The following is a 26,159-nucleotide window of genomic DNA, read 5'->3' as shown; positions in this document are numbered from 1 at the left end:
GTCACTTACATCCAATTTGCGGCAGTTTCAATCTGCTGCTCGTCTGGAGCAAATTTTAGGCTCCGTACATGATACTAACAACGACTTTTCTTGGTCTGCTGCCATCGAGCGTGATGAGAAAGAACAGTACCCTCAGCGTGCTGTTGATTTTCTGAATGCGGTGGGTATGAACCGTTTCTATGTACCTTCAGAACTTGGAGGTCGTATGGAAATTGGTGAAGAATTGCTATATCTGCATCGCGTGTTAGCACGACGAGATCTAACCATCAATTCGACTTATAGCACGAATGCTTGGTCCGTGATTGTATGGATCGGCGGTAATGAGAACCAATGCCAAAATATTGCTAGTCGAATTTTGAGTGGTGCTGCTCCAGCGCTGGCTTATAGCGAGAAAGCTCATGGTGCCGACCTACTATCTAGTGAAGTGACAGCGCAATCTACCGAGAGTAAATATGTTTTAAATGGCGAAAAATGGTCAATTAACCGTGCCACTTTAGGAGACTCTTTAAGTCTGATCGCTAAAACATCAGACGATCGTGGACCACGTAGCCTAAGCGCATTCTGGCTCGATAAGCGTCATATGGCCTCAAAAGGAACATATAGCCTGAACCGACTACCAACAGTGGGTATGCGTGGGCTAGATATCAGTGGTATTGGCTTTAACAATGCTGAAATTCACAAAGATGCTTTGATCGGTGAAGAAGGCCAAGGGTTAGAGCTTGGTCTCAAGACTCTACAGGTAACACGTGCATATTGCAGTAGCTTCTCTCTTGGTGCTGGCGATACCATGCTCCGTATCGCGACCGAGTTTGCTATTGAACGCGAGTTATATAACAAAAAAGTAATAAGCATTCCGTTGGTACGTGAGCAACTCGCGACAGCCTATGCCTACCTTTTAGCTGCTGAGGTGTTATCACTCGTTGGTGCACGTGGGTTACACGTTTGTATCAATCAGTTCAGTACATGGTCACCAATCGTCAAGGTACTCGTACCTGAGTATGTAGAGTCACTCGCCAAGATCACTTCTTCAGTGCTTGGGTCGCGTTTTTTCTTAAGAAATGCATATGCGGATGGTATGTATCAGAAAGCATTCAGAGACCATCTAATTGTTAGTGTGTTTGACGGGAGTAGCACCGTCTGTCTAGACAGCCTGAGTTTCCAGCTCAAATCTGCCAATAAAGGTCGTAGCAAAAAAGCTGACCATCTCAAACAAGCCGAAGCTAAAGCACGCTATCGCCAGTTGTATGACTTGCAGGTAGAGACAGGTGCTATTGATTTCCGCGAGCTTGAAATTTTCAACCGAGATGGTGACTTGGTGATGGAATCACTAGGGACAATCATCGAAATGCTCAACGATGCCGATGTCACAGCAGGGTTGTCTGCTGAGACACTCACCACGCTACGTGAACAAGCAAACCAACTTCTGGTTGAGCAGCATTCGTTGGATCAAAAAATTCAGGATTACTTCTCAAATTCTGAGCAAAGCAAAGAGTTTGAAACGCTGCGCTTTACTCTTGCGCGTAGTTATGCAGAGTTATTTGCTCGCATTGCTGTGCTGGGTTTCTGGGTCTTTAACCGTCAGGGCTTAAGACCTGCTTTACAGGATGGTGCATGGCTGATCATTTTCTTAAATTCCGCTGAAGGGCAGACAGCCCCTCCAATGACGTCATTACGTGAAAGCACATTGGCAGATTTGCTAGACCGAATTTCAACCAACCATATGTTATCTGTCATCGATTTTGCACTGGCACCACGTGATGCCAAACCGGTTAAAGAGGAAATTACCCCATGAATAAAGATAAAGCTTACTGGAGCGCAATCATTCGTACGCTAGTAGCCAAAGAAATGCGTGTAGAGCCTGAAACTATTGATCCAGACCAAAAATTTACCAGTTACGGTCTTGATTCGATTGTTGCTTTGTCTGTGTCTGGGGACCTAGAAGATCTGACAAAACTAGAGCTTGAGCCGACACTATTATGGGATTACCCGACTATCAATGCGTTGGCTGAATATCTTGTTTCTGAGTTGCAACAGGGAGTTGCTTCATGAACAACCTTGCACGACTAGAACCAGAAGTTCTGTCTCGTCATGCGATTTCTGCGGAACAGCTTGGTATTTGGTACATCCAGCGTCTTGAGCCAACTTGCAGTGCCTACAATATGGTGGTGGCCTTTGATGTGAAGGTCAATCAACCATTAGGCAACAAGCCGATGGAGATTCTGGAAGCGGTCATGCATGATTATCCGCTGTTGCGAGTAAGCATGCCTGCCAATGATCAGGGGATTGAGCAACTGATCTGGGATCGCGTCTATCCGAATATTATCTTTTCTGATGCTCGTCATATTGAAGCTTCTGATTTGACGCAATTGGTTGAACAAGATACCAAGCAGCCGTTTGACCTGACTCAGCCACCATTGTGGCGTATCCATTGTTATGAGCGTGGACAAAATCACTATGTGATTGCAGTTGTGATTCATCATGCGCTCATGGATTTTTGGTCAATTGGTCTGTTGCTACGAGACGTCAGCAAACGTTTTGGACTCGTTGCAGAGTCCGATACAGTAAACGGAATTGAGTTTGCACAGTATGCCGATAAGCAGCAGAGCAGCGTAAACAATGATACTGATGAAAGTTTAATTTTCTGGAAAAATGCGTTGAAGCATGCACCACATGTGCATAGCATTCCACTTGATTACCCTCGCCCAGCTGTACAGCAACATAAGGGTAGCTCACTGGCTTTCCGTGTACCTGAGTCAGTGTCATCTGGTCTTGTAAACTTGGCGAAAGATTATGAGATCACATTGTTCGGACTTATGCTATCTGGTTTCTATATCCTGCTGCACAAACTCTCTAATGAAAATAATCTAGTCATTGCCACACCTGTAGCTGGTCGACTTGAACGCTCTTTGCGTAATGCATTGGGGCAGTTCGTCAACACAATAGCTATTCAAATGGACATTGATGCTGATTTGACTTTACGTCAATTTACACAGCAAGTTCAGGAACAATTAAGACAGAGCCTTAAGCATCAAAAAGTTGCTTTTTCTAGAGTAGTTGAGGCTGTTTCACCAAAGCGTGATGGCAGTATTAACCCATTGGCTCAGGTAGGAATGTTCTGGGAACGTCTCGGTGGTATGGATGAGTTTAAAGAACTACTTCTGCCAATCCAGACCCCAGCTACTTTGGTTGGTCAAGATTTAACTTTAGGAAGTTTTCCTGTTCGCCAGCAAGAAGGACAGTTGGATATTACGCTAGAAATGGGCGGTGAATATCAGGGTGAACTTGTTGGTGTGTTGAAATACAACACGGAGTTATTTTCTACGCAGTCTGCTGAGAATATGGTGCAACTGCTGCAAGCTGTACTATCTGAGATGGTGGCTCATCCTGAACGTAAGATCGTTGAGTTAAATATCGCACCTGATTATAAAGATGGCATTCAGTTCGAGGCCCTTCGTGGAAAGACGACTGATTATGCCCAGCATGATCTATTCGCAATGATTTTAAAGCAGATTGATGAGCGTGGTGACAATCATGCTTTGACCTCGAACGATCATGCGGTTAGCTACCGTGAGTTAGGTCAACATATTGCTGGTATTGCTGAATATTTGCGTGAACACGGCATTACACGTGGCGATCGTGTAGGTCTCATGTTAGACCGCACAGCATTATTGCCAGCAGCAATCATTGGGATCTGGGCGGCAGGGGCAGCTTATGTGCCACTTGATCCTAACTTCCCAACTGAACGTTTACAAAACATCATTGAAGATGCCGAACCTAAAGTCATCTTGACTCAAACCGAGTTAATGGATGCTCTTAACAGTTCTGTGCCTCGCTTAGATGTCAATCAAGCTGGTGTTGTGCCACTTGATGAAGTGCGCGAGACGCTTGCTTTTGGTGACATTGCTTATGTGATGTACACATCAGGCTCGACAGGTAAGCCTAAAGGTGTACGTATTGGGCATCCTTCAATCATCAATTTCTTGCTATCTATGAATGATAGATTGCAAGTAACGACTGAAACTCAGTTGTTAGCAATCACCACGTATGCATTTGATATTTCAATTCTTGAATTACTCATTCCGCTTATGTACGGCGGTGTGGTGCATGTTTGCCCACGTGAAGTATCACAAGACGGCAATCAACTCGTAGATTATCTAAATGCTAAGTCTATCAATGTTTTGCAGGCTACACCGGCTTCTTGGAAAATGCTCCTAGACAGCGAATGGAGCGGCAATGCGGGATTGACAGCACTCTGTGGAGGCGAAGCGTTAGATACTATTCTGGCAGAAAAACTGCTGGGTAAAGTTGGTTGTCTATGGAATGTCTATGGTCCGACCGAAACTACAGTGTGGTCTAGTGCGGCTCGTATCACTGATGCAAAGTGTATTGATTTAGGTGAACCACTGGCGAATACCCAGCTTTATGTTCTTGATGAGCAGCAGCGTTTAGTTCCACCAGGCGTTATGGGTGAGCTTTGGATTGGCGGTGATGGTCTGGCAGTTGATTACTGGCATCGACCTGAACTGACAGATGCACAATTTAGAACATTGCCATCTCTACCAAATGCTGGTCGACTCTACCGTACAGGGGATAAAGTCTGCCTGCGCACAGATGGACGTTTGACTCATCATGGACGTTTAGACTTTCAGGTCAAGATTCGTGGATTCCGTATCGAACTAGGTGAAATCGAGAATGTTCTCAAACAAATCGACGGTATCACAGATGCAGTAGTGCTAGTTAAGACTACAGCTGGCAATGACCAGAAATTGGTGGCATATGTAACTGGACAAGAGCTTGATATTGCTGGTTTGAAAAAGACCCTGCAAATCCATCTTCCAGCTTATATGGTGCCAAGTGCGTTTATCCGATTGGATGAATTTCCAATGACGGCCAACAATAAGTTGGATCGTAAGGCATTTCCTGAGCCGATCTTTGAGCAGAGCAATGATTATGTTGCACCGCGTGATCCGATCGAAATCGAATTGTGTACTACCTTTGAACAGATCTTGTCGGTCAAGCGAGTTGGTATACACGATGATTTCTTTGAATTAGGTGGGCATTCTTTATTAGCTGTGAAGCTTGTCAACCATCTTAAAAAGGCTTTCGGTACCGAACTGTCAGTTGCTTTGTTGGCACAATATTCCACTGTGGCGAGTTTGAGTGAAATCATTCGCGAAAATAAAGAAATTAAGCCATCTATCGTAATTGAACTACGCCGTGGAACCTATGAACAACCGCTGTGGCTGTTTCATCCAATTGGTGGCAGTACCTTCTGTTATATGGAGCTTTCGCGTCACCTCAACCCGAATCGTACCTTACGTGCTATTCAGTCTCCTGGACTGATTGAAGCCGATGCTGCGGAAGTGGCAATTGAAGAAATGGCGACGCTCTATATTACTGAAATGCAAAAGATGCAGCCTCAAGGCCCTTATTTCCTCGGTGGCTGGTGTTTCGGTGGTGCAATTGCATATGAGATCAGTCGTCAGTTGCGTCAAATGGGGCAACAGGTCACAGGTATTGTCATGATCGATACTCGTGCTCCAATTCCAGAAAATGTGCCTGAAGATGCCGACGATGCCATGCTTTTGTCTTGGTTCGCCCGTGATTTGGCTGCACCTTATGGCAAAAAGTTGACGATCCCAGCGCAATACTTGCGTGAATTGAGTCCAGATCAAATGTTTGATCATGTACTTAAAGAAGCTAAGGCCATCAATGTTCTGCCTCTAGATGCAGATCCATCAGATTTCCGACTTTACTTTGATACCTATTTAGCGAATGGCATCGCACTCCAGACCTATTTCCCAGACCCTGAAGATTTTCCAATCCTTTTGGTTAAGGCAAAAGATGAACTGGAAGATTTTGGGGAAAGCTTGGGTTGGGATCAACTGGTCAAAGACACGTTTACACAAGTGGATTTGCCTGGTGACCATTCATCAATTATGTACGCTGAGAATGTTGTGGCTGTAGCCCAGACCATTGATCAGATGTACCCAATTCCTGCATAAGAAATACAAGAAGGTAGAACCACTATGGTGACCATAGAACATGCTTTCCTCATACCGGCCGAGATTGACAAGGTTTTCAACTACCTTGCAAACCCGGCCAATGATGCAGGTTGGCAATTGTCGTGTAAGCATTCTGAGCTGCTAGACAGTACTCCGCGTGTGGGTAGTAAGTACGAAATTGGTTTTAGCTTTATTGGGCGTGAAATGTCCTTTAAAGGTGAAATTACACATCTAGTACCGAACGAATTGTATGCGTTTAAAGTAGTGGAAGGACCCTTTCACTACACCGGTACTTACCGTTTCAAGCCACATCCGGAAGGTACGTGGATTGAATGGGTGTTTGAGGCAGAACCAGGTAGCTTTTTTGGTGTATTGCCGCCAGCGCTGCTAAAAAAGATGGTGCTCGCTCAGTTCAAGAAAGATGTTGATAATCTTCAAGCATTGGCTCAGAAGGGTGAAGCCTATGAGTCGGTTGGCAATGAAAATAAACCAACTATCGAGACCAATAAACCACCTCGTAAGACTCAACAAATGATGGAGAAATACGCGCGTTGGATTCTTAGCCATCGTCGTATTGTCTTGACTGTGGTGATGCTCTTAACACTTGCTCTAGCGTATCTGGCATCTGGTGTAAAAATTATTATTGACCCAGATGCACTTGCGCCTAAAGGGCATCCTTATATCACCTCGACCAAGCTGATTGAAAAGAAATTCGGCTCCAAATATATGGTTGTGATCGGTATTACACCGAAGCAGGGTGATATTTATCAGCCGCAAGTGTTGGAGAAAGTCAAACGCATTACCGAAGAAGTTGATAATGCACCGGGCGTAGTCCGTTCCACTATGATGAGTCTGGCTGCACGTCAGGCGAAAGGTATCGAGGCGAATGCAGAAGGGTTCGATGCCAAGAAACTATTGCCGAGTAGTTCAGTCACTCAGGAGGATATTGATCACCTGAAAAAACTACTGGCACTGAATCCAACCTATATGAATTCAGTGGTATCTAAAGATCAACGAACTGCTGCGATTTTGCTTGAGCTTGAGGAAAGTCCAGAGGGCTTCCAGAAAATGATGGGCCCAATCAACAAAATCGTAGAGAGCGAACAATCTAAAGATATGACGATTAGTGTCGGTGGCAATCCTGTGTATCTGGATAAAGCTGAAGACTACTCTAAGCGTATCAATATTTTGTTCCCGATTGCTGTATTAGTGATTGGTTTATTGCACTTTGAAGCATTCCGCAGTAAGCAAGGTTTGATTCTGCCACTCGTTACAGCTTTGTTGGCTGTGGCATGGGGTATGGGCATGATGGGCTTGTTCAAACAGCCAATGGATATCTTTAACTCACCTACACCAATTCTGATTCTGGCCATTGCAGCAGGGCACGCCGTGCAGTTGCTCAAGCGCTACTATGAAGATTTTGATCGTTTGATTGCTCAGGGAATGGAACCTAAAGCTGCCAATAGCGAAGCTGTAGTGCAGTCTTTGGTTCGTGTGGGTCCGGTTATGGTGTTGGCTGGTGGTATTGCAGCGGCTGGATTCTTCTCTCTGTTGACCTTCAACATTCCAACGATTCGTTCATTTGGTATTTTTACAGGAATTGGGATCATCAGTACGCTGGTGATTGAGATGACTTTTATTCCAGCACTCCGCTCAATGTTGCCACCGCCTTCGGCTACAAAGGTCAAACGTAAAGGCTTGCCGATCTGGGATTGGATTCCAAACCGTATTGGTGATGTCATTTTGTCAGTCCGTTCGCGAATGATGTTAATGACTGCAATTGCTGCGATGGGTGTCCTTCTTGCGATCGGCACTAGCCGTATTGTGGTCGATAACGATAGCCGTAATTTCTTCTCTCGTGACCTACCAATGCAGCAAGACGACAGTTTTTTAAATCAGTCTCTTGGTGGCACAAACAGCCTTTACATTATGGTTGATACGAAGGTTCGTGATGGTATTGAAAACCCTGAAATCCTAAAAGCGATTGATAATACAGAAAAGTTCGCGAATTCAATTCCAGAGGTGGGTAAAACCATCTCTATCGTGGACTATATCAAACGAATGAATCAGGCAATGAATGCCGATCAGCCACAGGCATTTCAGGTTCCTGCAACCAAAGATGTCGTTGCTCAGTATCTGCTGTTGTATTCAATGTCTGGTGAGCCGACTGATTTTGAATCTTACGTTGATACCACTCAACGCTATGCCAAGATCACGATTCTTCTGAAAACAGGTAGTAATCATCGAATCAAAGAAATCCTTGAGTCGCTAAAAACGTATATGGCGGGTCAATTGGGTGATAAAGCTGTAGTAAGTTTTGGTGGTGATGTGACGCAAACCATTGCTTTGACTGAAACGATGGTTCACGGCAAGCTCATGAACATTCTACAAATTTCATTTGCTGTATTCTTTATTTCAGCACTGGTCTTCCGTTCGATTTCAGCTGGACTGATTGTCCTGACACCACTTCTGTTCTCAATTCTTGCCATCTTTGGCGTGATGGGCTGGCTCGACATTCCGCTCAATATTCCGAATTCCCTTATCTCAGCCATGGCTGTAGGTATTGGTGCGGATTACGCCATCTACTTCCTCTATCGCTTGCGTGAAATCTTGCGCGAAGAAGAGGGCGATATCAAAGATGCGATTCGTAAAACTTTAAGTACTGCTGGTAAGGCTTCGCTTTTTGTTGCGACTGCAGTCGCTGGTGGGTATGGCGTATTGTCTTTGTCGCAAGGCTTCCATGTCCATCAATGGCTAGCAATGTTTATTGTGATTGCAATGCTTTTCAGTGTATTTGCAACCTTAATTATGGTACCTACAATGATTCTGATGTTGAAACCTCGTTTTATCTTTTCTTCAAAGAAGAAGAGCCTTCCTATTGCACAAACAGTTGTGACAAGCCTTTTGTTGGGTACGGCGCTTACCTTTTCATTGCCTAAAACATCTCATGCAGATGAAGTTCAAGACATTGTTAATCGTAGTAATGATGCGTCTAAGTTCTTGTCTTCAAGTGCTAGCGCCAAATTTATTTTGACCTCTAAAAGTGGTGAGCAACGTATACGCCTGACTAAAAATATGACCAAGCTTGCGGGAAATACTCAAAACAACATGCGTTTGACCGAGTTTATCTCGCCAGCAGATGTACAAGGCACCACAACGCTATTGATTGAGAATGCAAAAGGCAGTGATAGCATGTTTGTCTATTTGCCTGCATTGAAAAAAGTACGCCGTCTTGCATCAGCGAATAAGGGTGATGCTTTTATTGGCACAGACTTTAGTTATGGTGATGTCCTTGGCTATAAGTTAAGTGACTGGAAGTACACGAAACTTGCAGATGGCAAATTTAATGGCAAAGATTGTTACATGATCGAAGCAACGCCAATCAATAATACTGTGAAGAGTGACTTTGGTTATAGCAAACGTCGCATGTGCATACTCAAAGACAACTTTGTTACAGCAACCATCGACATTTGGGATACAGCAGGTAAGCCGTTAAAGCATATTGAGTTCACGGATATCCGTCCTTACGGCAAAGTGAAACCAAGATGGCAAGCCATGAAATCTATGGCGAGAAATCTGCAAACTCAGCATATGACACAAGTGATCGTCAATGATTTTGTCGCAGAAAAAACTTTATCCGATAAGATTTTCTCACCGCAGAGTCTTGAAAAATGACGCAAGGTGCCTATTGGGTATTTGCATGCTGCAGTAGCTTTATGCTACTGCAGCATGCTTATGCAGATGACAGCGAAATGAGTTTTGTGAGCCAGAACTCAGCCAGACTCGATGTCTGGTCATCAGATCGTGATTTAAGTTCGTTAAAAAATATTGGGCAAGCAAGTTTCTGGTCCAATGGTACGCTCAAGTTTAACCCTGAGTTCAAGATCCGTTATGACATAAATATTGGAGATGAAACGGACCATACTGTAAACCCAGATCAGGTGAGTAAGGTAAATCGTAACTTACGTGAGTTGTACGCCTCTTACAACTGGGACCAGACCGTCTATGTCGATGTTGGCCGCCAGATTGTCGTCTGGGGGAGAGCTGATGGGATTAATCCAACAGATAATCTATCGCCTCGTGATTATACGCGTCTAGTACCAGATGAGACAGATCAACGTCTTGGAAATGATGCACTCAAATTGACGTATATTCCTGAATCTGGAACCAATAAATGGACAGCGTTGTGGTATCCGCGTAGTCGTTCAGATGTGATTCCATTGCGTCAGATTGCTGGTGTTCAATATGACATAGACCGTAAGAGCCGACCTGCATTTGCAATGCGCTGGGATTATTCTGTAGATGGTTTAGATGTTGGTGCATCATATTTCTCGGGTTTGGATCATATGCCCGATCTGTCAGTTCTTTCAGCGTCTCCAACAGGAGAGGCCATATTGCAACTGAAAAATAATCCTATGTCTGTTTATGGAGTAGATTTCAGTTATAACCATAACGATATCGTATGGCGAGGTGAGGCGGCCTATACCCAAACTGACTCAGAAGGTAGTGAAGATCTTACGCACAAAAAAAATAATCTGACTGTAGTCATCGGTCCAGAATTAGCATTGAAGAATTCCACCGTGAGTTTGGTCGGCGTGTACAAACATACGGAGGACTTAAGATCTGCCGATAGTCTAATAAATCCATCATTGAGAACAGTTTACCGTTATCAGCAAACCATCAGTAATCAATATGAGCAGGATCAGTACGGAGCTATGTTGCGCTATGCACTTAATCTACTGAATGATAATCTGAAATTAGAAGTAACAGGATTCTATTTTGCACCAGAGCCTAATGAATTATTAAGAGTACGTATTAATTACAACCTCGATGACCACTGGCAGTTTAATGTAGGTGGAGATCGCTTCTGGGGCAGAAATGATACGGTGTTAGGACAATTTAGAGATAATAGTCTGGTATATGGCCAGGTTCGATATAACTTTTAAGACAATTCGCTCCAAAACAATGCTGGAGTGCCCAGTATCTAATAAGGTGATATATGGATAATTTAAATAACGCAAAAAAAGATAATTTTTCACAGAAGACCATATTAGTAACAGGTGCGGCGGGTTTCATTGGCAGTAGACTGATCGTTGATCTTCTGCGTGAAGGTCATCAGGTGATTGCTGCACTGCGCAATGCCGCAACCAAGAAAGATAAGCTGTTAGGTTTTATTGCAACAGAAGGGTTAGTTGATCCATCTATTTCGTTTGTTGAATATGATTTAAACCGTGACTTTAAGCTGGACTCTTTGCTAGCAGATGCTCAGACAAAGATCCATGTGATTTATCATCTTGCTGCATCATTTAATTGGGGCATTAGTAAAGCTGAAGCTGAGCGTACGAATATTAAGTCTGGCCTTGCCTTGATTGAATGGGCGGCAACATTGAAGCAGCTTGAGCGATTTATCTGGATTGGTGGATATCGTGTTGCTACTCCACCGCAAGAGTCGGCTGATGAGTTGTATTGCAAACATGGTGGCTATGAGGCTTCGAAAATTTTAGGACATCAAGCTTTTATTGAGGCTTGTAAGCGTTTAAATGTGCCATGGACCGCAATAAATCCGGCGACAGTCATTGATGGTTTTTATAACTATGGCGATATGCAATACATTGGTGTCGCTGACATGATCGATAAGCTATATCAGGGACGTCTGCTGGCATTACCAGGTGGCCGCGATACATTCCTGCCACTGTGCAATATGCAATATATCGTGAGCTTCTTGATCCGAACGATGTCTTATCCTGAGACGATTGCCCAGGAGTATATGTTGCTTGATCCTGCGACACCAAAACTTCATCGTCTAGTTCATCTCGCTGCTGAGCATTTAGGGGTTAGCTCACCACATTTACAAGTACCCAAAGGTCTATTAGAGAAACTACCTGAGGCATTGCTTGGTGGCTCAAAAGAGCAGCTCGCTTTCATTTCTACCGAGCACTATCATGTTGCTGGGGCTGAGGCGATGGCGGCGAAGATGGGCATCGCAGACCTGATCAATATCATGCCTTATTTTTCTCGCTGGATTGATCGTTTGGTGCTTACACGCTTTGGTCGTATGCAAGCTCCAACACCTAATTCTTTTAGCTATCAGAACCGATATTGGACAGAAATCTATACTAAACAGCCTGTTGGTTCAGAAAAATCTTCCGCACTATTTTTACACGGCATTCCATTCGATAGCGCATGTTGGTTTCCAATCATAAATAAAATTACATATGATCAGGTCGCTATGATGGACTTGCCCGGACTTGGGCATTCAGGTAGTTATGAGGTGATGGAGGACAACAATCATCAGTTTATCGATACTGCTGCAAAGCTTTTAGCGCCAAATAGTGTTGTGATTGCCCACTCGTTAGGATGTCTCTTTGCATTGAGCCTTGCAAAGAAATACCCAGATAAAGTTGCACGCCTTATTCTCATATCGCCTTATTTTGTTCAGGCACAGGCTGCCAAAATGTTTCAGATACAAGCTATATCTAATCTCATTTTCCGTTTTGTGCCAAAAGATGTGATTGCTAAAGACTTACATCCAGAGGGACAAAAAAATCCATCTGTTGGTTATGCGATGGATTCATTACGCCGGGTGTCGGTAGCCAAGCATATTAGTGAGTATATGCACCGTATTAGTTTGCCTCAGCAACGAGCATCTCAAACAGCTTTGTTAAATGAGCTTAGCTCTAAAGTTGAAATCATTGTTGGGGAGAAGGACCCAATTGTTACTACAATAAGTCCTAATATTCCTGTACATATCATTGCTGGCGCAGGCCATAATCCGCACGTTACTCATGTAGAAGCGGTTTATGATTATCTCACACCAGTTCTAACCAAATACATCAGCACCACAGCACAGCTCAGTGATGTCTGATATTTCCAAAGTACAGGTTTATGTCTGCCCAGTTTCACGGGTGCCACAAAACCACTTAATATTGAGTCATTATCTCAGCTTTCTCAATGCGGCAGAAAAGTTGAGATATGATCAATATCATCCTCATGCGGCACGAATTTTCTTAATCTCTCGTGTCTTAACGAAGTTTGTTTTATCAGATAAGTTGGGTATTTCACCCCATGAGGTCAACATTCAATTACAACCTAACGGCAAACCTTTTGTACAAGGCAATAAAGCTGTTTATTTCAATCTTAGTCATTCAGCAGACGTTATTGTTCTTGCGGTGACTGAAGAAGGGGAAATAGGAGTCGATGTTGAACGGGTGGACTGTGAGTTCGATTGGATGCGTGTCGATAGCGTGTTAGCGCCAAGTGAAATTGAATGGATTCAGGAAAATGAAAGGATTGATCCATCCACTGTATATCAACGGTTTTTTCAAATATGGACCTTAAAAGAATCCTATATTAAATGTACTGGCGAAGGAATGAGTCGTCATTTAAAGAAGCTCAACTTTCATGTGTTAGCTGAACATATAGAGTTTCTCGATTCAACGCGTGATATTCAAAAGACAGAAGAATATTATTTCCAAAGCTATGTCTATGATCATAACTTTATCTTTTCAATCTGTTTACAGCAGCTTCTTGCCCAAGAAAGATTTGATCTGGATTGTTTTCAATTAGTGCCATGTATATCTACGCATCGGATAACACCAGTACACTGCAAATATAACTAGATTAACTCGATACAATTAATGGTTTAAAAATCTGAGTCTATTAATGAAATATTCGGCCTTGAGCTGAGCTATTCTCAAAATATGTTGTGAATCGATAGAACGTAAAATCATGGATCGATAAAAAGAAAAAAGCCCCAGTCTTTCGACTAGGGCCTTTTAAATTTGGAGCGGGAAACGAGACTCGAACTCGCGACCCCAACCTTGGCAAGGTTATGCTCTACCAACTGAGCTATTCCCGCATATATAAGCAGTTTTTACTAAAACTTTCTCAAAAAAAACCAATTTGGAGCGGGAAACGAGACTCGAACTCGCGACCCCAACCTTGGCAAGGTTATGCTCTACCAACTGAGCTATTCCCGCGTGCCGCTTATAATACATTAAGCAAAACAAGGGTCAACAACTTTATGCAAATAATTATGCTGATTGCATAAAATAAAAACAGAAATGAGCATTTAGCGGTATTTCTATTGTTAAGTTGCCGAATAAATAGACATTTTGTTTGAAGTCAAAGCATACAAGAGCAACTTTTGTTTGTGTGTAGACAAGGTATACTAGGTTCAAATATACGAATAATCGTAAAAGGAAAAGCTATGAGCCTTGAACAACAGTTGATTGAACGGTTACAAACACTTGCACCTAGCCATTTGGAAGTTATTAATGAGTCTGCTGGGCACGGTGGTTATTTTCCAGGTAAAGAATCTCATTTTAAAGTGATTATAGTGAGCGACGAATTTAATGGATTGCGTTTGGTTCAACGTCATCAAAAAGTATATGCCTTAGCTTCTGATTTGATGAATCCGGGCCAAATTCATGCTTTAGCGATTCATGCTTATTTGCCAAGTGAGTGGCAAGGTCAAGCTCCTGCTAGCCCAGAATGTGCACATGCACCTAAAAGCTAAGGGTTAATTTCATGGATGCACATTTACTCACTAAAATTATTCATATGACTGCGGTAGCTGCCGCACTTATGGTCTTTGTTTTACGCGCTTCAACTCTGTTTATAGGTGTTCAAGGTGAACAACCCAATCCAGCAGGGCGTAAAGTATTAGTTGCCTTACAACATTTGTCATTTACCGTGGTTTTCATTACGGGTGCAATTTTGTTAGTCATGAAAGACTTTCAAGTACAACCGTGGTTTTACGCTAAAATTATTCTATTTTTAGTGTTGTTATCTTCCCTGATGAAAGCCTTTAAAAAAGATGACACTCTTTTATTGGCACAGCGCCGTGCAGGTTTGGTCATTAGTGCGATTGCATTTATTGCTATTATTATCTTAGTGATTGTGAAACCTGTTTTTGCTTAATTGTTCTACATTCTTTGCCTTTTTGATTAAGCTCTAGGTTAAACTGCGTACAGTAAAATAATATGCAGAGGGAAACATGTTAACTCGTGTGGTGTTTAACCAAAAAGGCGGTGTAGGGAAATCAAGTATTACTGTAAATTTGGCTGCAATTAGTGCCAAACATGGCTTAAGAACATTGGTGATCGATCTTGATCCTCAAGCCAATTCTAGTCAGTATCTTTTAGGTGACGAAGCAACCTATTCTGCTGAAAAATCAATTTTAGAGCCAAATATCGAAAATTTCTTTGATGATGTGTTGGGCAACAATCAACAAAAAGGTCTAATCGGTAATGCATTAGGTTCAATTTTAAAAGCTCCAAGAAATAAAGATCTCGACAGTTTTGTTCATTCAACTCCTTTTGCAAAATTAGATGTGCTTCCAGCAAGTCCGACACTGGGTGCGCTTGAACATGCGCTTGAAAGTAAACATAAAATTTATAAATTACGTGATTCGATCCAAAACTTAGTCGGGCGATATGACCGTATCTATATAGACACACCGCCAGCATTTAACTTTTTTACTCTCTCTGCTCTGATTGCGGCAGATAAAGTACTTATTCCTTTTGACTGTGATGTTTTTTCAAAGCGTGCGTTACAAACATTGATTGAAAATGTTCTCGAAACGCAAGATGATCATAATGATCGCTTGGAAATTGAAGGAATTGTGGTGAATCAATTCCAATCCCAAGCAAAATTACCTCGGGAAGTGGTTCAGCAGTTAAAAGATGAAGGGTTGCCTGTACTCAATAGCATGTTACCGCCTTCGATTTTGATGAAAGAATCGCATCAGAAAAATTTACCTTTGGCCCATTTGGCACCCGAACATAAATTGACTCAAGCGTATGAGACATTGTTTGGTGAGATTGAGCCAAAACGATAAGAGAAAAATGATGAAAGGCTTATATATTGCGCCTTTAGTGGCAGCCACTTTACTTCTTGGCGCTTGTGCTACAACGGTAAAACCGACTTATGTGTCTCCGACACAATATCAATCTTTGAGTTGCCAACAGCTACAAAGTGAATATAACCGTATTCAGCAATATATCGACAATGGAGTGCAAACTCCAAAAAGTACAGGTATGGGTGTTGGTCTTGGACTCGGCGGTGGCTGGGGACGAGGTGGTTGGGGCTTCGGTCCATCTATTTCTGTAAATATGGGACAGTCTTCTTCAACGAAAAACACCGAACTTTCACGTGTTTTAGGCCAACAAGAAGCAATTGTTCAGGCTGCTCAGTTTAAGAATTGTCCAATTATTGTTCGTAAAAAGACCAATTAACAGTCAACTTTACATCACAATATGCTAATTAAGGCATGTTGTGATGAATAAAGTTTAGCAAAATGTTTCATAATAAAATCAATATAAATAAATTAGTTATTAGTTTTTAAGCTTCTAAAAACCTGTATTTTCTGTAATCAATAAGCCTCATGAACTTGCTATATTTTGCCTGTTTCGTTTAAGGTGGCCCCATCTTGGATATTATGGAAACTTTATGATTGAGAGTTGGTTTTTTGTATTAGCAATGTTGGCTGTTTTGCTAATTCCGGGGCCGACAAATGCTTTACTTGCAACCGCAGCTCATTCTCAAGGTTTATCTAAAGCTTTTTGGCTTATTCCAATGGAATGGTTAGGCTATGCTTATGGCATTAGCTTCTGGGCTGTATTTATTCATTTGGCAGCTCCAGTTTGGCCTGCGCTATTGCTCATTTTGCATATTACAAGTGTGGCATATGTGTTCTGGATGGCATTCCGATTATGGAAAACTACCCATTTACAACAATTTAGTCAAACTCACCGTAATATTCGCCCACGTCAATTATTCTTCTCAACCTTAAAAAATCCGAAATCCTTACTTTTTGCCGCAGGTATTTTTCCAGCCGAAACATGGAATTCGCCTGAAAATTGTCTAATGGTATTTGGTGTTTTTACATTGACGCTCATTCCAGCTGCAAGCTTCTGGATGATTTTTGGACGTGCACTATTAACGGGTCCAGTACAAAAAATAAAAGCCGATCATTTATATAAAGGATCGGCTATGTTGCTTATTTTATGTATGCTTCCAGTGGTATTCCGTTTCTTCTAAATTAAGCCTTAAGCATTGGTTTTCCGGCTTTTTAGTTTTTCACGTATAAAGCCGATGATACCCGGTAAAACACTAATAATAATGATGCCAAAAATAAGATGAGTGAAGTTGTCTTTAACGATTGGCATATTTCCAAATAGATAGCCTAACGCCACAAAAGAAGCGACCCAACAAAATGCGCCAATCACATTATAAGTTAAGAAAAACTTATAGTTCATGCTACCAGCACCCGCAACAAAAGGGGCAAAAGTACGGGCAAATGGAACAAAGCGAGCAAAAATAATTGTTTTGCCACCATGACGAGCAAAGAATTCTTGAGTTTTAATTAAATGCTGCTTATTAATGAATCGTGAATTCATTTCAAATACACGTGGACCGATAAAACGACCAATATGGTAGTTCACTGTATCGCCTAAAACGGCAGCAATGAAGAGTAGAGCACCCAATAACCATGGATCCATCGCACCTGTAGATGCTGCTAAAGCACCAGCTGCAAATAGTAAACTATCTCCCGGTAAAAACGGCATAACCACTAAACCGGTTTCGACAAAGATAATTAAAAATAAAATGCCATAAATCCACGTCCCGTAATTTGTAATAAACTCGGCGAGATGTTGATCAACGTGTAGAATAAAATCAAGAAGTTCCATGAGATGATTAAGTGGTAAACCGTGCTCAAATCCTAGCAGTGACCCTATAGAAAGTCAGTATAAAACATCAAAAATATACAAATTGATCATCCTGTTTGTGCAACGATATATATGGATTTTGAGTATTTAATTATCAATGTCCCAAACCTAGAATGAGCTCATCAATAAATAAGCATTTAAATAAAGGTGGCAAAATGTTTAATCCAAATGTAGTGGTCAAAAATATCGTAACGCAATCAGGTGCAGACAGTTTCATTAGCCTTATTGCGCGTCTTCTTATGGCTTATATCTTCCTTGTTGCAGGTTGGGGGAAAATTACCGGTTATGCAGCAACTGCTGGATATATGGAAGCAATGGGGGTTCCAGCAGGAATTCTTCCTTTAGTGATCTTGGTTGAGTTTGGTGGTGGTTTAGCCTTGTTATTTGGTTTCCAAGCACGCTTTGCGGCTTTTGGACTTGGAATCTTTAGTATTCTTACTGCATTTTTATTCCACCAAGGTGGTGCTGATGCAGCAGCGCAATATAACAATGGCATCCATTTCATGAAAAACCTTGCAATGGCAGGTGGTTTATTCTTCCTGATGCTTCATGGCGCTGGACGTATTAGTTTGGATCATGCAATCGAGAAATAATATTCAAGACAAAATAAAAACCGGATGATCAACTCATCCGGTTTTTTATTTCTAGGGACGTAAAATTAGAGCATGAACTGAATTTGTAATTCCCCAACAACAAAACCAAGTACTGCACCTACTGCAATAAGTGCCCACTCATCTTCTTTAAACGCAGGGCGTAACATACCTTCAAATTCAGATGGTGTTAGTTTTTGCATACGTTCAATGAGTGTGCTACGAATATTCATAGCATCTTCTGCATAAGATTCTACGTATTTCATCGTCTCTGGAAGTCGTTGCATAATACGTTCAGCAACTTGCGATTTCATATCCTGATATTTTTCTCCGCCAATTGCGTAAACAACAAGTGGACGAATTACACCTGCTTGCATATCAATTTCTTGTTTGACATGACGGTTAACCAGATCAATAACACGCGCAGAATGTGTACCAGAAAATAATTCTTCCATCATATGACGAGAAGTCAGAAGCTGTTTAGAAATGAGCGCAGCATAGTCGGCGGCAACTTCATTTTGACGTTTAATAAACAAACCTTGCCACGTATAGCCCAATATTTTCTTAGGGTATAGTGGTCTAAACATCATTTGTAATGCAATCCAGTCACTGAAAAACCCCACAAAGCCGCCAAACATTGGCAGCATCCAAGGGTATTTACCTTGCGTGATAATCCAGCACAGCATCTGAATCACACCAATACCGAAGCCAAATACAAATCCGACATTACTAAAAAATTTAAATTCTTGTTTACCCACTCGTTTAAAAATATTGTTGAGTAGGCGTTTGTCTTTAAGCAAGTTGCTAATAACAAGATGTTTAATATCAAAATATCGGTTCACATCACGTTGTACTTCACTCATGATGTGTTCAACAATCTCGGGTGCTTTTGATTGCACACGACGAATGAGTCTTTGACGTGCAAACTCTGGCATGCCTTCCCATAATCCCGGCTGATACTCTTGCGCAACATCACGGGTAATATCTTCAGCTGCTGCAAGCAGTGGTTTTTCTATTTCTTTGGCAATACGTTTAGGATCTAGGCGTGCAAAAATTTCTTCAGGTTTAATGAGTTTGGCTGTCATGAGCTCAACAGCAATTGTTGCCATTTTCTCGGCTTTGCGTGGCACGATGCCTTGCCAACCTAGAAATGGTTTAATGCCTTTAAACTCAAGTGGTGAAAACATCATCTGAATGGCGATTACCTTGGTGATGTAGCCAATTAAACCACTCATAAAAGGAATAGAGATATACAACCAAAAATGTTGCTGGAAATCTGCAATCATAGTTTGAAGCATTGTTGTTCCTTAGATTTCTATTGATTTTGATAGGGGGCAACAAGCCATAAAAATGGATAATTGTTTAAGCACAGACAAATATCGCTTATGGTATCTACCTTTCCATGGTAATGCCTGTTTTATCGGCTCATCTTAACATCAAATTCAAGGTGATGTTGCATAGAATGTGATGAATTTATCAATACACATGGAGTTTTTAAGCGTAACCCATACAGTTGATAAATATAAGTAAATTTTGATTTATATCAAACAATCCAATTATAGAAATGATTCTGATATGAAAAAAATAAGATATATGATGATTTGCGGTGCGCCGAAGCGCGAAAAATGTTAAAATGGCGCGCTTAATTCTTTTGCCATTTAGTGGTTTGTCATGACTACCAATACTCAAATTACTGAAGATCGTATCCTGATTCTGGATTTCGGCTCTCAATATAGTCAGCTCATTGCACGTCGTGTACGTGAAGCTGGTGTTTACTCTGAAATGTATGCTTTTGATATGTCTGAAGAAGACATTCGTGCTTTTAAGCCAAATGGCATTATTTTGTCAGGTGGACCTGAGAGTGTGCATGAAGAAGGCAGCCCTCGCGCACCACAAGTAGTGTTTGAGTTAGGCGTTCCAGTATTGGGTATTTGCTATGGCTTGCAAACCATGTCTGAACAGTTAGGCGGTAAAGTTGAGCCGGGTACTGTACATGAGTTTGGTTATGCCGAAGTTGATATCGTTAAACGCGACCAACTGATTGGTAACTTACAAGACCGTGAAAACCAACTTCATGTTTGGATGAGTCATGGTGACAAAGTTAGCCAGATTCCAGAAGGCTTTACCATTACTGCAAGCACACCAAGCTGTCCAGTTGCTGCTGTAAGTGATGAAGCGCGTCGTTTCTATGGCGTGCAATTCCACCCAGAAGTAACACACACGGCAAAAGGTGAAGAGTTACTTGCAAACTTCGTTCATAAAATTTGTGGATGTGGTGGCCTTTGGACACCTGAACACATCATCGATTTACGTGTAGAACAATTACGTGAACAAATCGGTAATGAAAAAGTTCTTTTAGGCCTTTCAGGTGGTGTTGACTCATCTGTCGTTGCTGCGCTTTTACACAAAGCAATTGGCGACCAGCTAACATGTGTATTTGTTGATAACGGTTTACTTCGTTTAAACGAAGGTGACCAAGTGATGCAAATGTTTGCTGAAAACATGGGTATCCGTGTTATTCGTGCAGATGCTGAACAACGTTTCTTAACTGCATTGGCTGGTGAAGTTGATCCAGAGAAAAAACGTAAAATCATTGGCCGCGAGTTTATTGAAGTATTTGCTGAAGAAGCACGTAAACTTGATGGTGTGAAATTCTTGGCACAAGGTACGATTTACCCAGACGTAATCGAATCTGCTGCAAGCAAACAAGGTAAAGCACACGTAATTAAATCACACCACAACGTGGGTGGTTTACCAGAAGATTTAGCATTTGAATTGGTAGAACCTTTACGTGACTTGTTCAAAGATGAAGTTCGTAAATTAGGTACTACACTTGGCTTGCCACATAGCATGATTTACCGTCATCCATTCCCGGGCCCAGGTTTAGGTGTTCGTATTTTGGGTGAAGTGAAGAAAGAATATGCTGATATTCTTCGTCTTGCTGATGACATCTTCATGCAAGAGCTTCGTGACAGCGGTTGGTATGATAAAACTGCTCAAGCGTTTGCCGTATTCCAACCTGTTAAGTCAGTTGGTGTTGTAGGTGATGGTCGTCGTTATGCATGGGTAATTGCGCTTCGTGCAGTTGAAACGGTTGACTTTATGACAGCTCGTTTTGCACATTTACCATACGAATTGGTTGATAAAATCTCAACGCGTATTATGAATGAAATTAAAGATGTATCACGTGTTGTATACGACGTGTCATCTAAACCACCAGCAACGATTGAGTGGGAATAATTTTCCTCTAGTTGTTGTTAAAAAAGGACGCATTAGCGTCCTTTTTTATTACTTAACGATTTTAATAAGAGTAAATTTATTAGCTCAAGGAACTGTATATAGAGGGTTGAATATAATATTTTATAATTTTATATGCTGGATTGGTTTTATCTAATTTTAAGGTCTAAAGGTTATGCCCCTATTAAATGAAATAAGAGCAAAAATTGAAAGAGATTTCCATAGACAACTACCAGATATATATTTTGAATTATTAAAATTTTCAAATGGTTTTTTATTTGAAAGTGGCGTAGTTATTTATTCTTCTGATGAGGTTTTTGAAAGAAATCAAACTTTTGAAGTGCAAAAGTATGCTGGAGATTATTTAGCCATAGGTGATGATAGTGGTGGAATATCAATTCTTATACCATTTCTAGGGACAGGTGTTTTTGCCGTAGATCAAGGCAGCATGGATCCTAATGACATGAGTAAAATTAGTGATTCCTTAATGAACTGGTTTAAAGCTGGATGCCAAATTTAGCTTTTGGCAAATGAATTTTAAATAAGATAAATAAACCAAGGTTGGTTTATAAGAATGGTTTTTAAGAGTGCTTAAGCACTCTTTTTTATTACTTAGCTTTTAAAGCTCAAAATTAATTTTTATAACTATCAAAGCAATAGATCAACTCTTATTACTTTTACTTGATCAAAGATATACTAAGATATATCTTAATAATTATAAATTGATCATTTTGGATCTTAAAAGATGAAACAACAATCAGAACAGCATCATGCTGAACATCATCGTTCGGGACGCCGTGGAAGACTTTTTGAAGCTGGACGCATGAAACTTTTGGTACTCCACCTTATTCAGCAAAGCCCAAAGCATGGCTATGAAATCATTAAAGAAATAAGTGATTTGGTAGGCGATGGCTATACGCCAAGCGCAGGAACAATTTATCCAACATTAACCAGTCTTGAAGAAATGAATTTGATTAATTTACTGGATGTAGAGCGTAAGCAATATCAAATCACGGAATTTGGGAAAGCTTACTTAGCTGAACAACAAGACAAGTTGAAAGAGTTATTAGAAAAATTACGCCTTAGACGTGAAATTCACAGTAATGATGAATTAATCGAAATTCATCGTGCAATGGAAAACCTAAAAACAGCCTTGCGTTTGAAGTTGAACTCGGCAGGTCTCCAACAAGAGCAGATTTATCAAATTGCCGAAAAAATTGATCAGGCTGCTGTTGCTATTGGGCGGCTATAAATCGACCTTAAACAAGTTGAAATTTTTCAAAGTTATTAATTTTTAAAAGAGAATTTATATATGAAACAACATCAATATCATGTCACGGTACAACACTTAAAAAATGCAAAAGGAGAGGCCTCTACTTATACTGAACGCCTTGGGTTCTATGCGGGAAATCATGACGATATTTTTGAAATTGTTGAACGCTTAAAAAAAGCAGATTTTTTTGATGATGAAACAACAAAATCTTTTGGTGTTGGCTTGAAGTTATTTAGTGAAGTCATGTTAGAAAATCGAGACCATCCACTATTTCAAGAGTTTCTCCCACAATTTGGTCAATTTATGAAAAACCTAAAACAGCTCGTTAAAACTCAATCAACTTAAGCTGCTCAGTGCAGCTTTTATTTTTCTATAATTAAAAAATGGATTGTCTCATTCATAGCACCCTGTGTATTACTAAAAGACTATATTGAATAATGAGTGTATTGTTAAGATCATTACAACGACTCATTGCAAAAGCATAGGTAAAAGAGAGTAATATCATGAGCAATAATAATGATTACGATATTTCTGATTCAAAGGATTGCGAAAAATTTGCCAATCAGTTTATTCAGGAATTTCCAATTCGCTCTGCTGAAATTGGACAGGGGACAGTCATTAAGCGGGCTTTACCTAGCCGACAAAAACGAATGATTGGTGCGTGGTGTTTCCTAGATCATGCGGGCCCAGTAACTTTTCCGGCGGGTGATGGTTTAGATGTTGGTCCTCATCCTCATATTGGTTTGCAAACCTTCACGTGGATGATTGAAGGCACCATGATGCATACCGATAGCTTAGGTTCAAAACAACTGATTCGACCTAAACAAGTTAATTTAATGACGGCAGGTCACGGAATTTCACATACAGAAGTTGCACCTGATACAGAAACTCAAATGCACGCTGCTCAGCTCTGGATTGCCTTACCAGATGCTAAGCGCAACATGGATCCGAAATTTGAACATTATCCTGAACTGCCTGTTGTTGAGAAAGACGGTCTAGAGTTTACCGTGCTTGTGGGTGAATATTTGGCAACTACTTCTCCAGTCTTGGTACATACGCCGTTAGTGGGTGTTGACTTAATTGCTACCGAAGATACGAAAACTCGTATTCCATTAAATCCTAATTATGAATATGGTTTTATGGCATTAGAAGGTGTTGCCCATGTAAATGGTCATGAGTTAACTGCTGACAACATGGTTGTTTTGGATACTGGACTGAGTGAAATTGAGATTGAAGTAAAAAAAGGCAATCGTATCCTTTTGATTGGCGGTGAACCGTTTGAAACACCAATTTTGCTATGGTGGAATTTTGTTGCACGTACAATGGATGATTTAAAAGAAGCCCGTGAGCAATGGATTAACCATGATGCACGTTTTGGTGAAATTCCAGATTATGTTGGTGCACGTTTAGAAGCCCCTGTTCTTCCAGATCAAATGAGAGCATCAAAATGACAGCAGTAATCGCAAGCAGTAAAGCAAAGCCCCTTGCTGAACAATGGAAGGGCGAAATCACCAGTGGTCGTCACCAATATTTTTGTGATGAGCCAGAAAAGTTAGAAGGGCAAGATCAAGGCCCAGCGCCATATGATTTGCTCACTGGAAGTTTAGCCGCGTGTACGCTCATTACTTTAAGAATGTACGCAAAGCATAAGGGTTATGATTTTGGTGAGTTTTCGGTTGAAATCGATTTTCATACCAATAGAGAACATGAAGAACATATAGAACGTCGTATTGTTTTTAAAGACTTGCCAAACGAAGAGCTTCAACAAAAAATCTTAGCGGTATGCGGTAAAACCCCAGTCACTAAAACTTTGTTACGTAGTTTAGACATTCATACTGTGCTTGTTACAGCGTAAAAATGCTATTTTGTTGAGGTGGATGATTTTATATCCATCCCACAAATGGAATAAAACAGCATGTTCACATGCTGTTTTTTATGTAAAAAAGAAAAATAAAAGCAGGCAATAACATGATTAGTGTACACCACCTGGAATGTTCGCGATCGTTTCGAATTCTATGGGCTTTAGAAGAGTTGGGCTTAGATTATGATATTCATTATTATCAACGTCTACCTAACTATTCCGCTCCAGAAACATTGAAATGTATTCATCCTTTAGGTAAAGCTCCGATTTTGACTGATGATGAACAAGTCATCGCAGAATCTGCTGTGATTTTAGAATATTTACAGCAGCGTTATGATCAGAAGCAACAATTTAAACCTACAGAGCCACAAGATTTACAGCAGTATATTTACTGGATGCACTATGCAGAAGGTTCACTTATGCCGTTATTAGTCATGACTTTGGTCATGAATAGTGTAAACAAGCATGTGCCATGGTTAATTCAACCAGTAGCTAAAAAAATCACGGAAGGGGTGAAGGCAAATTTTGTTCGACCACGTATGAAAGATCATATTAGTTTTTTAGAAAACTATTTGGCAGAGCATGAATATTTTGCAGGTGATTTTTCATTCGCTGATATTCAAATGAGCTTTCCTTTGGAAGCTTTACAATCTCGCTTACAGGGTAAATACCCTCATATTCAAGCTTTTTTACACCGTATTCAGCAAAGACCTGCGTTTCAAAAAGCGAGACAAAAGGGAATTGGTTCTAATGAAAGGAATTGTGCTGATATTTAAAAGAAAAGGAACAAATATTTGTTCCTTTTTATTTTCATTTTACTTGCGTTTGATTACGATTGAGTCAATACCACTGTGTTGTAAGGTCTGCTGAGCAGCCAAGGCAGCGTCTTGAGTATCATACGGTCCAGAAATAACGCGATACCATGTTTGTCCGTTTTCAGTACTTTTGACTACATCAGCAGATAAGCCATTTAAAATGATTTCTGCACGGCGGGCATCAGCCTGATCAGGATCATTATAACTACGAACTTGTAAAATATAGGTAGGTTGCTGAGGAGTTGTAGCTGACTGATTCGGGTCAATTCCTACACTTTCAGAGGCAGCTGGTTGAGTGGTACTTGGTGCCTCAACGATCATAGCAGTGCCTTGATTTTTGCTTTCAGGGATCGCTTGTTCAGGAATAGGGGTAACCTGTTGTTGAGGCAATAGGTCGTAGAAGCGATAGTCTTTATTAGTATCTTCTTCTTGATAATGTTCAGAAGTAATCTGATTTTTCGCAGGAACAGGTTGCCAAGGTTTCCAAAGCATAAGCATTACAGCGATACATAAGACCGCTAAAATAGCGACAAGTGTCCCTAACCATTTAGGAATTAGGGGCTTTTTAGGCTTATTAGGTCTTTCAGATACACCGCGTTGCGTTTTGCCAAACACGTGGATTATTCCTCTGTATTTTGATTGTTTT

23 protein-coding genes and 2 tRNA genes are annotated in these 26,159 nt (G+C 41.0%); 20 read left to right on the top strand and 5 right to left on the bottom strand.

Annotation, left to right across the window (positions count from 1 at the left end; genetic code table 11):
- Positions 1-16 precede the first annotated feature (16 nt).
- Genes ACYU0V_RS17750 through ACYU0V_RS17720 form a run of 7 tightly spaced genes read left to right on the top strand, consistent with a single transcriptional unit; the run spans position 17 to position 13,624 of the window.
- Positions 17-1,792 (top strand): acyl-CoA dehydrogenase, encoded by a 1,776-nt coding sequence (locus tag ACYU0V_RS17750; RefSeq protein WP_373883741.1) that lies wholly within the window; start codon positions 17-19, stop codon positions 1,790-1,792.
- Positions 1,789-2,049: an acyl carrier protein gene (locus ACYU0V_RS17745; protein ID WP_001030690.1), complete on the top strand. Its 261-nt coding sequence runs from the start codon at positions 1,789-1,791 to the stop codon at positions 2,047-2,049. The genes ACYU0V_RS17750 and ACYU0V_RS17745 overlap by 4 nt, the downstream gene beginning before the upstream one ends.
- Complete coding sequence (locus ACYU0V_RS17740) at positions 2,046-6,005, top strand: non-ribosomal peptide synthetase (RefSeq protein ID WP_373883573.1); 3,960 nt, start codon at positions 2,046-2,048, stop codon at positions 6,003-6,005. Before ACYU0V_RS17745 ends, ACYU0V_RS17740 begins: the two co-directional genes overlap by 4 nt.
- Before the next feature lie 24 nt (positions 6,006-6,029).
- A complete protein-coding gene (locus ACYU0V_RS17735; protein WP_461848468.1) occupies positions 6,030-9,680 on the top strand; it encodes an outer membrane lipoprotein-sorting protein in 3,651 nt (1,216 codons plus the stop codon).
- The gene (locus ACYU0V_RS17730) at positions 9,677-10,951 is read left to right on the top strand and encodes a porin (RefSeq protein WP_461848466.1); all 1,275 of its coding nucleotides are present in this window, start codon (positions 9,677-9,679) and stop codon (positions 10,949-10,951) included. The genes ACYU0V_RS17735 and ACYU0V_RS17730 overlap by 4 nt, the downstream gene beginning before the upstream one ends.
- Before the next feature lie 53 nt (positions 10,952-11,004).
- Positions 11,005-12,870 carry an alpha/beta fold hydrolase gene (locus ACYU0V_RS17725; protein WP_461848464.1) on the top strand — a complete coding sequence of 622 codons (1,866 nt, stop codon included), beginning with the start codon at positions 11,005-11,007 and terminating at the stop codon, positions 12,868-12,870.
- Complete coding sequence (locus ACYU0V_RS17720; RefSeq protein ID WP_199114059.1) at positions 12,863-13,624, top strand: 4'-phosphopantetheinyl transferase family protein; 762 nt, start codon at positions 12,863-12,865, stop codon at positions 13,622-13,624. The genes ACYU0V_RS17725 and ACYU0V_RS17720 overlap by 8 nt, the downstream gene beginning before the upstream one ends.
- A gap of 163 nt (positions 13,625-13,787) precedes the next feature.
- Here ACYU0V_RS17720 and ACYU0V_RS17715 read toward each other — a convergent pair.
- Positions 13,788-13,863, bottom strand: a tRNA-Gly gene (locus ACYU0V_RS17715).
- Positions 13,864-13,908: 45 nt separating this feature from the next.
- Positions 13,909-13,984, bottom strand: a tRNA-Gly gene (locus ACYU0V_RS17710).
- 230 nt (positions 13,985-14,214) lie between these two features.
- Here ACYU0V_RS17710 and ACYU0V_RS17705 point away from each other — a divergent pair.
- From ACYU0V_RS17705 to ACYU0V_RS17685, 5 genes are all read left to right on the top strand, one after another.
- Positions 14,215-14,523 (top strand): BolA family protein, encoded by a 309-nt coding sequence (locus ACYU0V_RS17705; RefSeq protein ID WP_002114074.1) that lies wholly within the window; start codon positions 14,215-14,217, stop codon positions 14,521-14,523.
- Positions 14,524-14,534: 11 nt separating this feature from the next.
- Entirely contained in the window at positions 14,535-14,927 is a 393-nt protein-coding gene (locus tag ACYU0V_RS17700) for a SirB2 family protein (RefSeq protein WP_005071964.1), read from the top strand.
- A gap of 76 nt (positions 14,928-15,003) precedes the next feature.
- A complete protein-coding gene (locus ACYU0V_RS17695; RefSeq protein WP_005071966.1) occupies positions 15,004-15,846 on the top strand; it encodes a ParA family protein in 843 nt (280 codons plus the stop codon).
- Positions 15,847-15,856: 10 nt separating this feature from the next.
- Positions 15,857-16,243 carry a hypothetical protein gene (locus ACYU0V_RS17690; RefSeq protein WP_002114091.1) on the top strand — a complete coding sequence of 129 codons (387 nt, stop codon included), beginning with the start codon at positions 15,857-15,859 and terminating at the stop codon, positions 16,241-16,243.
- 214 nt (positions 16,244-16,457) lie between these two features.
- A complete protein-coding gene (locus tag ACYU0V_RS17685) occupies positions 16,458-17,048 on the top strand; it encodes a LysE family translocator (RefSeq protein WP_017399730.1) in 591 nt (196 codons plus the stop codon).
- An 8-nt stretch (positions 17,049-17,056) separates the two neighbouring features.
- Here the strand turns inward: ACYU0V_RS17685 and ACYU0V_RS17680 are convergent, their stop codons facing one another.
- A complete protein-coding gene (locus ACYU0V_RS17680) occupies positions 17,057-17,698 on the bottom strand; it encodes a DedA family protein (RefSeq protein ID WP_005071971.1) in 642 nt (213 codons plus the stop codon).
- 194 nt (positions 17,699-17,892) lie between these two features.
- On the opposite strand from ACYU0V_RS17680, the gene ACYU0V_RS17675 reads away from it, so the two are divergent.
- Positions 17,893-18,330: a DoxX family protein gene (locus ACYU0V_RS17675; RefSeq protein ID WP_214286653.1), complete on the top strand. Its 438-nt coding sequence runs from the start codon at positions 17,893-17,895 to the stop codon at positions 18,328-18,330.
- Between the two features lie 65 nt (positions 18,331-18,395).
- Here ACYU0V_RS17675 and ACYU0V_RS17670 read toward each other — a convergent pair whose 3' ends face one another.
- A complete protein-coding gene (locus tag ACYU0V_RS17670; RefSeq protein ID WP_171056882.1) occupies positions 18,396-19,613 on the bottom strand; it encodes a DUF445 domain-containing protein in 1,218 nt (405 codons plus the stop codon).
- Between the two features lie 385 nt (positions 19,614-19,998).
- On the opposite strand from ACYU0V_RS17670, the gene guaA reads away from it, so the two are divergent.
- From guaA to ACYU0V_RS17635, 7 genes are all read left to right on the top strand, one after another.
- A complete protein-coding gene (gene guaA / locus ACYU0V_RS17665) occupies positions 19,999-21,567 on the top strand; it encodes a glutamine-hydrolyzing GMP synthase (protein WP_002114136.1) in 1,569 nt (522 codons plus the stop codon).
- Between the two features lie 172 nt (positions 21,568-21,739).
- Positions 21,740-22,084, top strand: a complete 345-nt coding sequence (locus tag ACYU0V_RS17660) for an SMI1/KNR4 family protein (protein WP_060466363.1) — start codon at positions 21,740-21,742, stop codon at positions 22,082-22,084.
- Positions 22,085-22,309: 225 nt separating this feature from the next.
- On the top strand, positions 22,310-22,816 hold the full coding sequence (locus ACYU0V_RS17655) for a PadR family transcriptional regulator (RefSeq protein ID WP_060466364.1): 507 nt from the start codon (positions 22,310-22,312) through the stop codon (positions 22,814-22,816).
- A gap of 60 nt (positions 22,817-22,876) precedes the next feature.
- Positions 22,877-23,182 (top strand): DUF3861 domain-containing protein, encoded by a 306-nt coding sequence (locus ACYU0V_RS17650; RefSeq protein WP_461848457.1) that lies wholly within the window; start codon positions 22,877-22,879, stop codon positions 23,180-23,182.
- A gap of 158 nt (positions 23,183-23,340) precedes the next feature.
- Positions 23,341-24,288 (top strand): pirin family protein, encoded by a 948-nt coding sequence (locus tag ACYU0V_RS17645; protein ID WP_262467903.1) that lies wholly within the window; start codon positions 23,341-23,343, stop codon positions 24,286-24,288.
- Complete coding sequence (locus ACYU0V_RS17640) at positions 24,285-24,692, top strand: OsmC family protein (protein ID WP_002114081.1); 408 nt, start codon at positions 24,285-24,287, stop codon at positions 24,690-24,692. Before ACYU0V_RS17645 ends, ACYU0V_RS17640 begins: the two co-directional genes overlap by 4 nt.
- 113 nt (positions 24,693-24,805) lie before the next feature.
- Positions 24,806-25,474 carry a glutathione S-transferase family protein gene (locus ACYU0V_RS17635; RefSeq protein WP_033851013.1) on the top strand — a complete coding sequence of 223 codons (669 nt, stop codon included), beginning with the start codon at positions 24,806-24,808 and terminating at the stop codon, positions 25,472-25,474.
- Between the two features lie 39 nt (positions 25,475-25,513).
- Here the strand turns inward: ACYU0V_RS17635 and ACYU0V_RS17630 are convergent, their stop codons facing one another.
- Entirely contained in the window at positions 25,514-26,128 is a 615-nt protein-coding gene (locus ACYU0V_RS17630; protein ID WP_005804763.1) for an SPOR domain-containing protein, read from the bottom strand.
- Between the last annotated feature and the right edge of the window lie 31 nt (positions 26,129-26,159).

The organism is Acinetobacter sp. X9 (genome assembly GCF_054889255.1).
This window is presented reverse-complemented; position numbering and strand designations above follow the sequence as displayed.

Excerpts from the sequence above, each read along its gene's own strand:
- ACYU0V_RS17745 (WP_001030690.1), top strand. The coding sequence starts at position 1,789 with ATGAATAAAGATAAAGCTTACTGGAGCGCAATCATTCGTACGCTAGTA.
- ACYU0V_RS17740 (WP_373883573.1), top strand. The coding sequence starts at position 2,046 with ATGAACAACCTTGCACGACTAGAACCAGAAGTTCTGTCTCGTCATGCG.
- ACYU0V_RS17735 (WP_461848468.1), top strand. The coding sequence starts at position 6,030 with ATGGTGACCATAGAACATGCTTTCCTCATACCGGCCGAGATTGACAAG.
- ACYU0V_RS17730 (WP_461848466.1), top strand. The coding sequence starts at position 9,677 with ATGACGCAAGGTGCCTATTGGGTATTTGCATGCTGCAGTAGCTTTATG.
- ACYU0V_RS17725 (WP_461848464.1), top strand. The coding sequence starts at position 11,005 with ATGGATAATTTAAATAACGCAAAAAAAGATAATTTTTCACAGAAGACC.
- ACYU0V_RS17720 (WP_199114059.1), top strand. The coding sequence starts at position 12,863 with ATGTCTGATATTTCCAAAGTACAGGTTTATGTCTGCCCAGTTTCACGG.
- ACYU0V_RS17705 (WP_002114074.1), top strand. The coding sequence starts at position 14,215 with ATGAGCCTTGAACAACAGTTGATTGAACGGTTACAAACACTTGCACCT.
- ACYU0V_RS17700 (WP_005071964.1), top strand. The coding sequence starts at position 14,535 with ATGGATGCACATTTACTCACTAAAATTATTCATATGACTGCGGTAGCT.
- ACYU0V_RS17695 (WP_005071966.1), top strand. The coding sequence starts at position 15,004 with ATGTTAACTCGTGTGGTGTTTAACCAAAAAGGCGGTGTAGGGAAATCA.
- ACYU0V_RS17690 (WP_002114091.1), top strand. The coding sequence starts at position 15,857 with ATGAAAGGCTTATATATTGCGCCTTTAGTGGCAGCCACTTTACTTCTT.
- ACYU0V_RS17685 (WP_017399730.1), top strand. The coding sequence starts at position 16,458 with ATGATTGAGAGTTGGTTTTTTGTATTAGCAATGTTGGCTGTTTTGCTA.
- ACYU0V_RS17680 (WP_005071971.1), bottom strand. The coding sequence starts at position 17,698 with ATGGAACTTCTTGATTTTATTCTACACGTTGATCAACATCTCGCCGAG.
- ACYU0V_RS17675 (WP_214286653.1), top strand. The coding sequence starts at position 17,893 with ATGTTTAATCCAAATGTAGTGGTCAAAAATATCGTAACGCAATCAGGT.
- ACYU0V_RS17670 (WP_171056882.1), bottom strand. The coding sequence starts at position 19,613 with ATGATTGCAGATTTCCAGCAACATTTTTGGTTGTATATCTCTATTCCT.
- guaA (WP_002114136.1), top strand. The coding sequence starts at position 19,999 with ATGACTACCAATACTCAAATTACTGAAGATCGTATCCTGATTCTGGAT.
- ACYU0V_RS17660 (WP_060466363.1), top strand. The coding sequence starts at position 21,740 with ATGCCCCTATTAAATGAAATAAGAGCAAAAATTGAAAGAGATTTCCAT.
- ACYU0V_RS17655 (WP_060466364.1), top strand. The coding sequence starts at position 22,310 with ATGAAACAACAATCAGAACAGCATCATGCTGAACATCATCGTTCGGGA.
- ACYU0V_RS17650 (WP_461848457.1), top strand. The coding sequence starts at position 22,877 with ATGAAACAACATCAATATCATGTCACGGTACAACACTTAAAAAATGCA.
- ACYU0V_RS17645 (WP_262467903.1), top strand. The coding sequence starts at position 23,341 with ATGAGCAATAATAATGATTACGATATTTCTGATTCAAAGGATTGCGAA.
- ACYU0V_RS17640 (WP_002114081.1), top strand. The coding sequence starts at position 24,285 with ATGACAGCAGTAATCGCAAGCAGTAAAGCAAAGCCCCTTGCTGAACAA.
- ACYU0V_RS17635 (WP_033851013.1), top strand. The coding sequence starts at position 24,806 with ATGATTAGTGTACACCACCTGGAATGTTCGCGATCGTTTCGAATTCTA.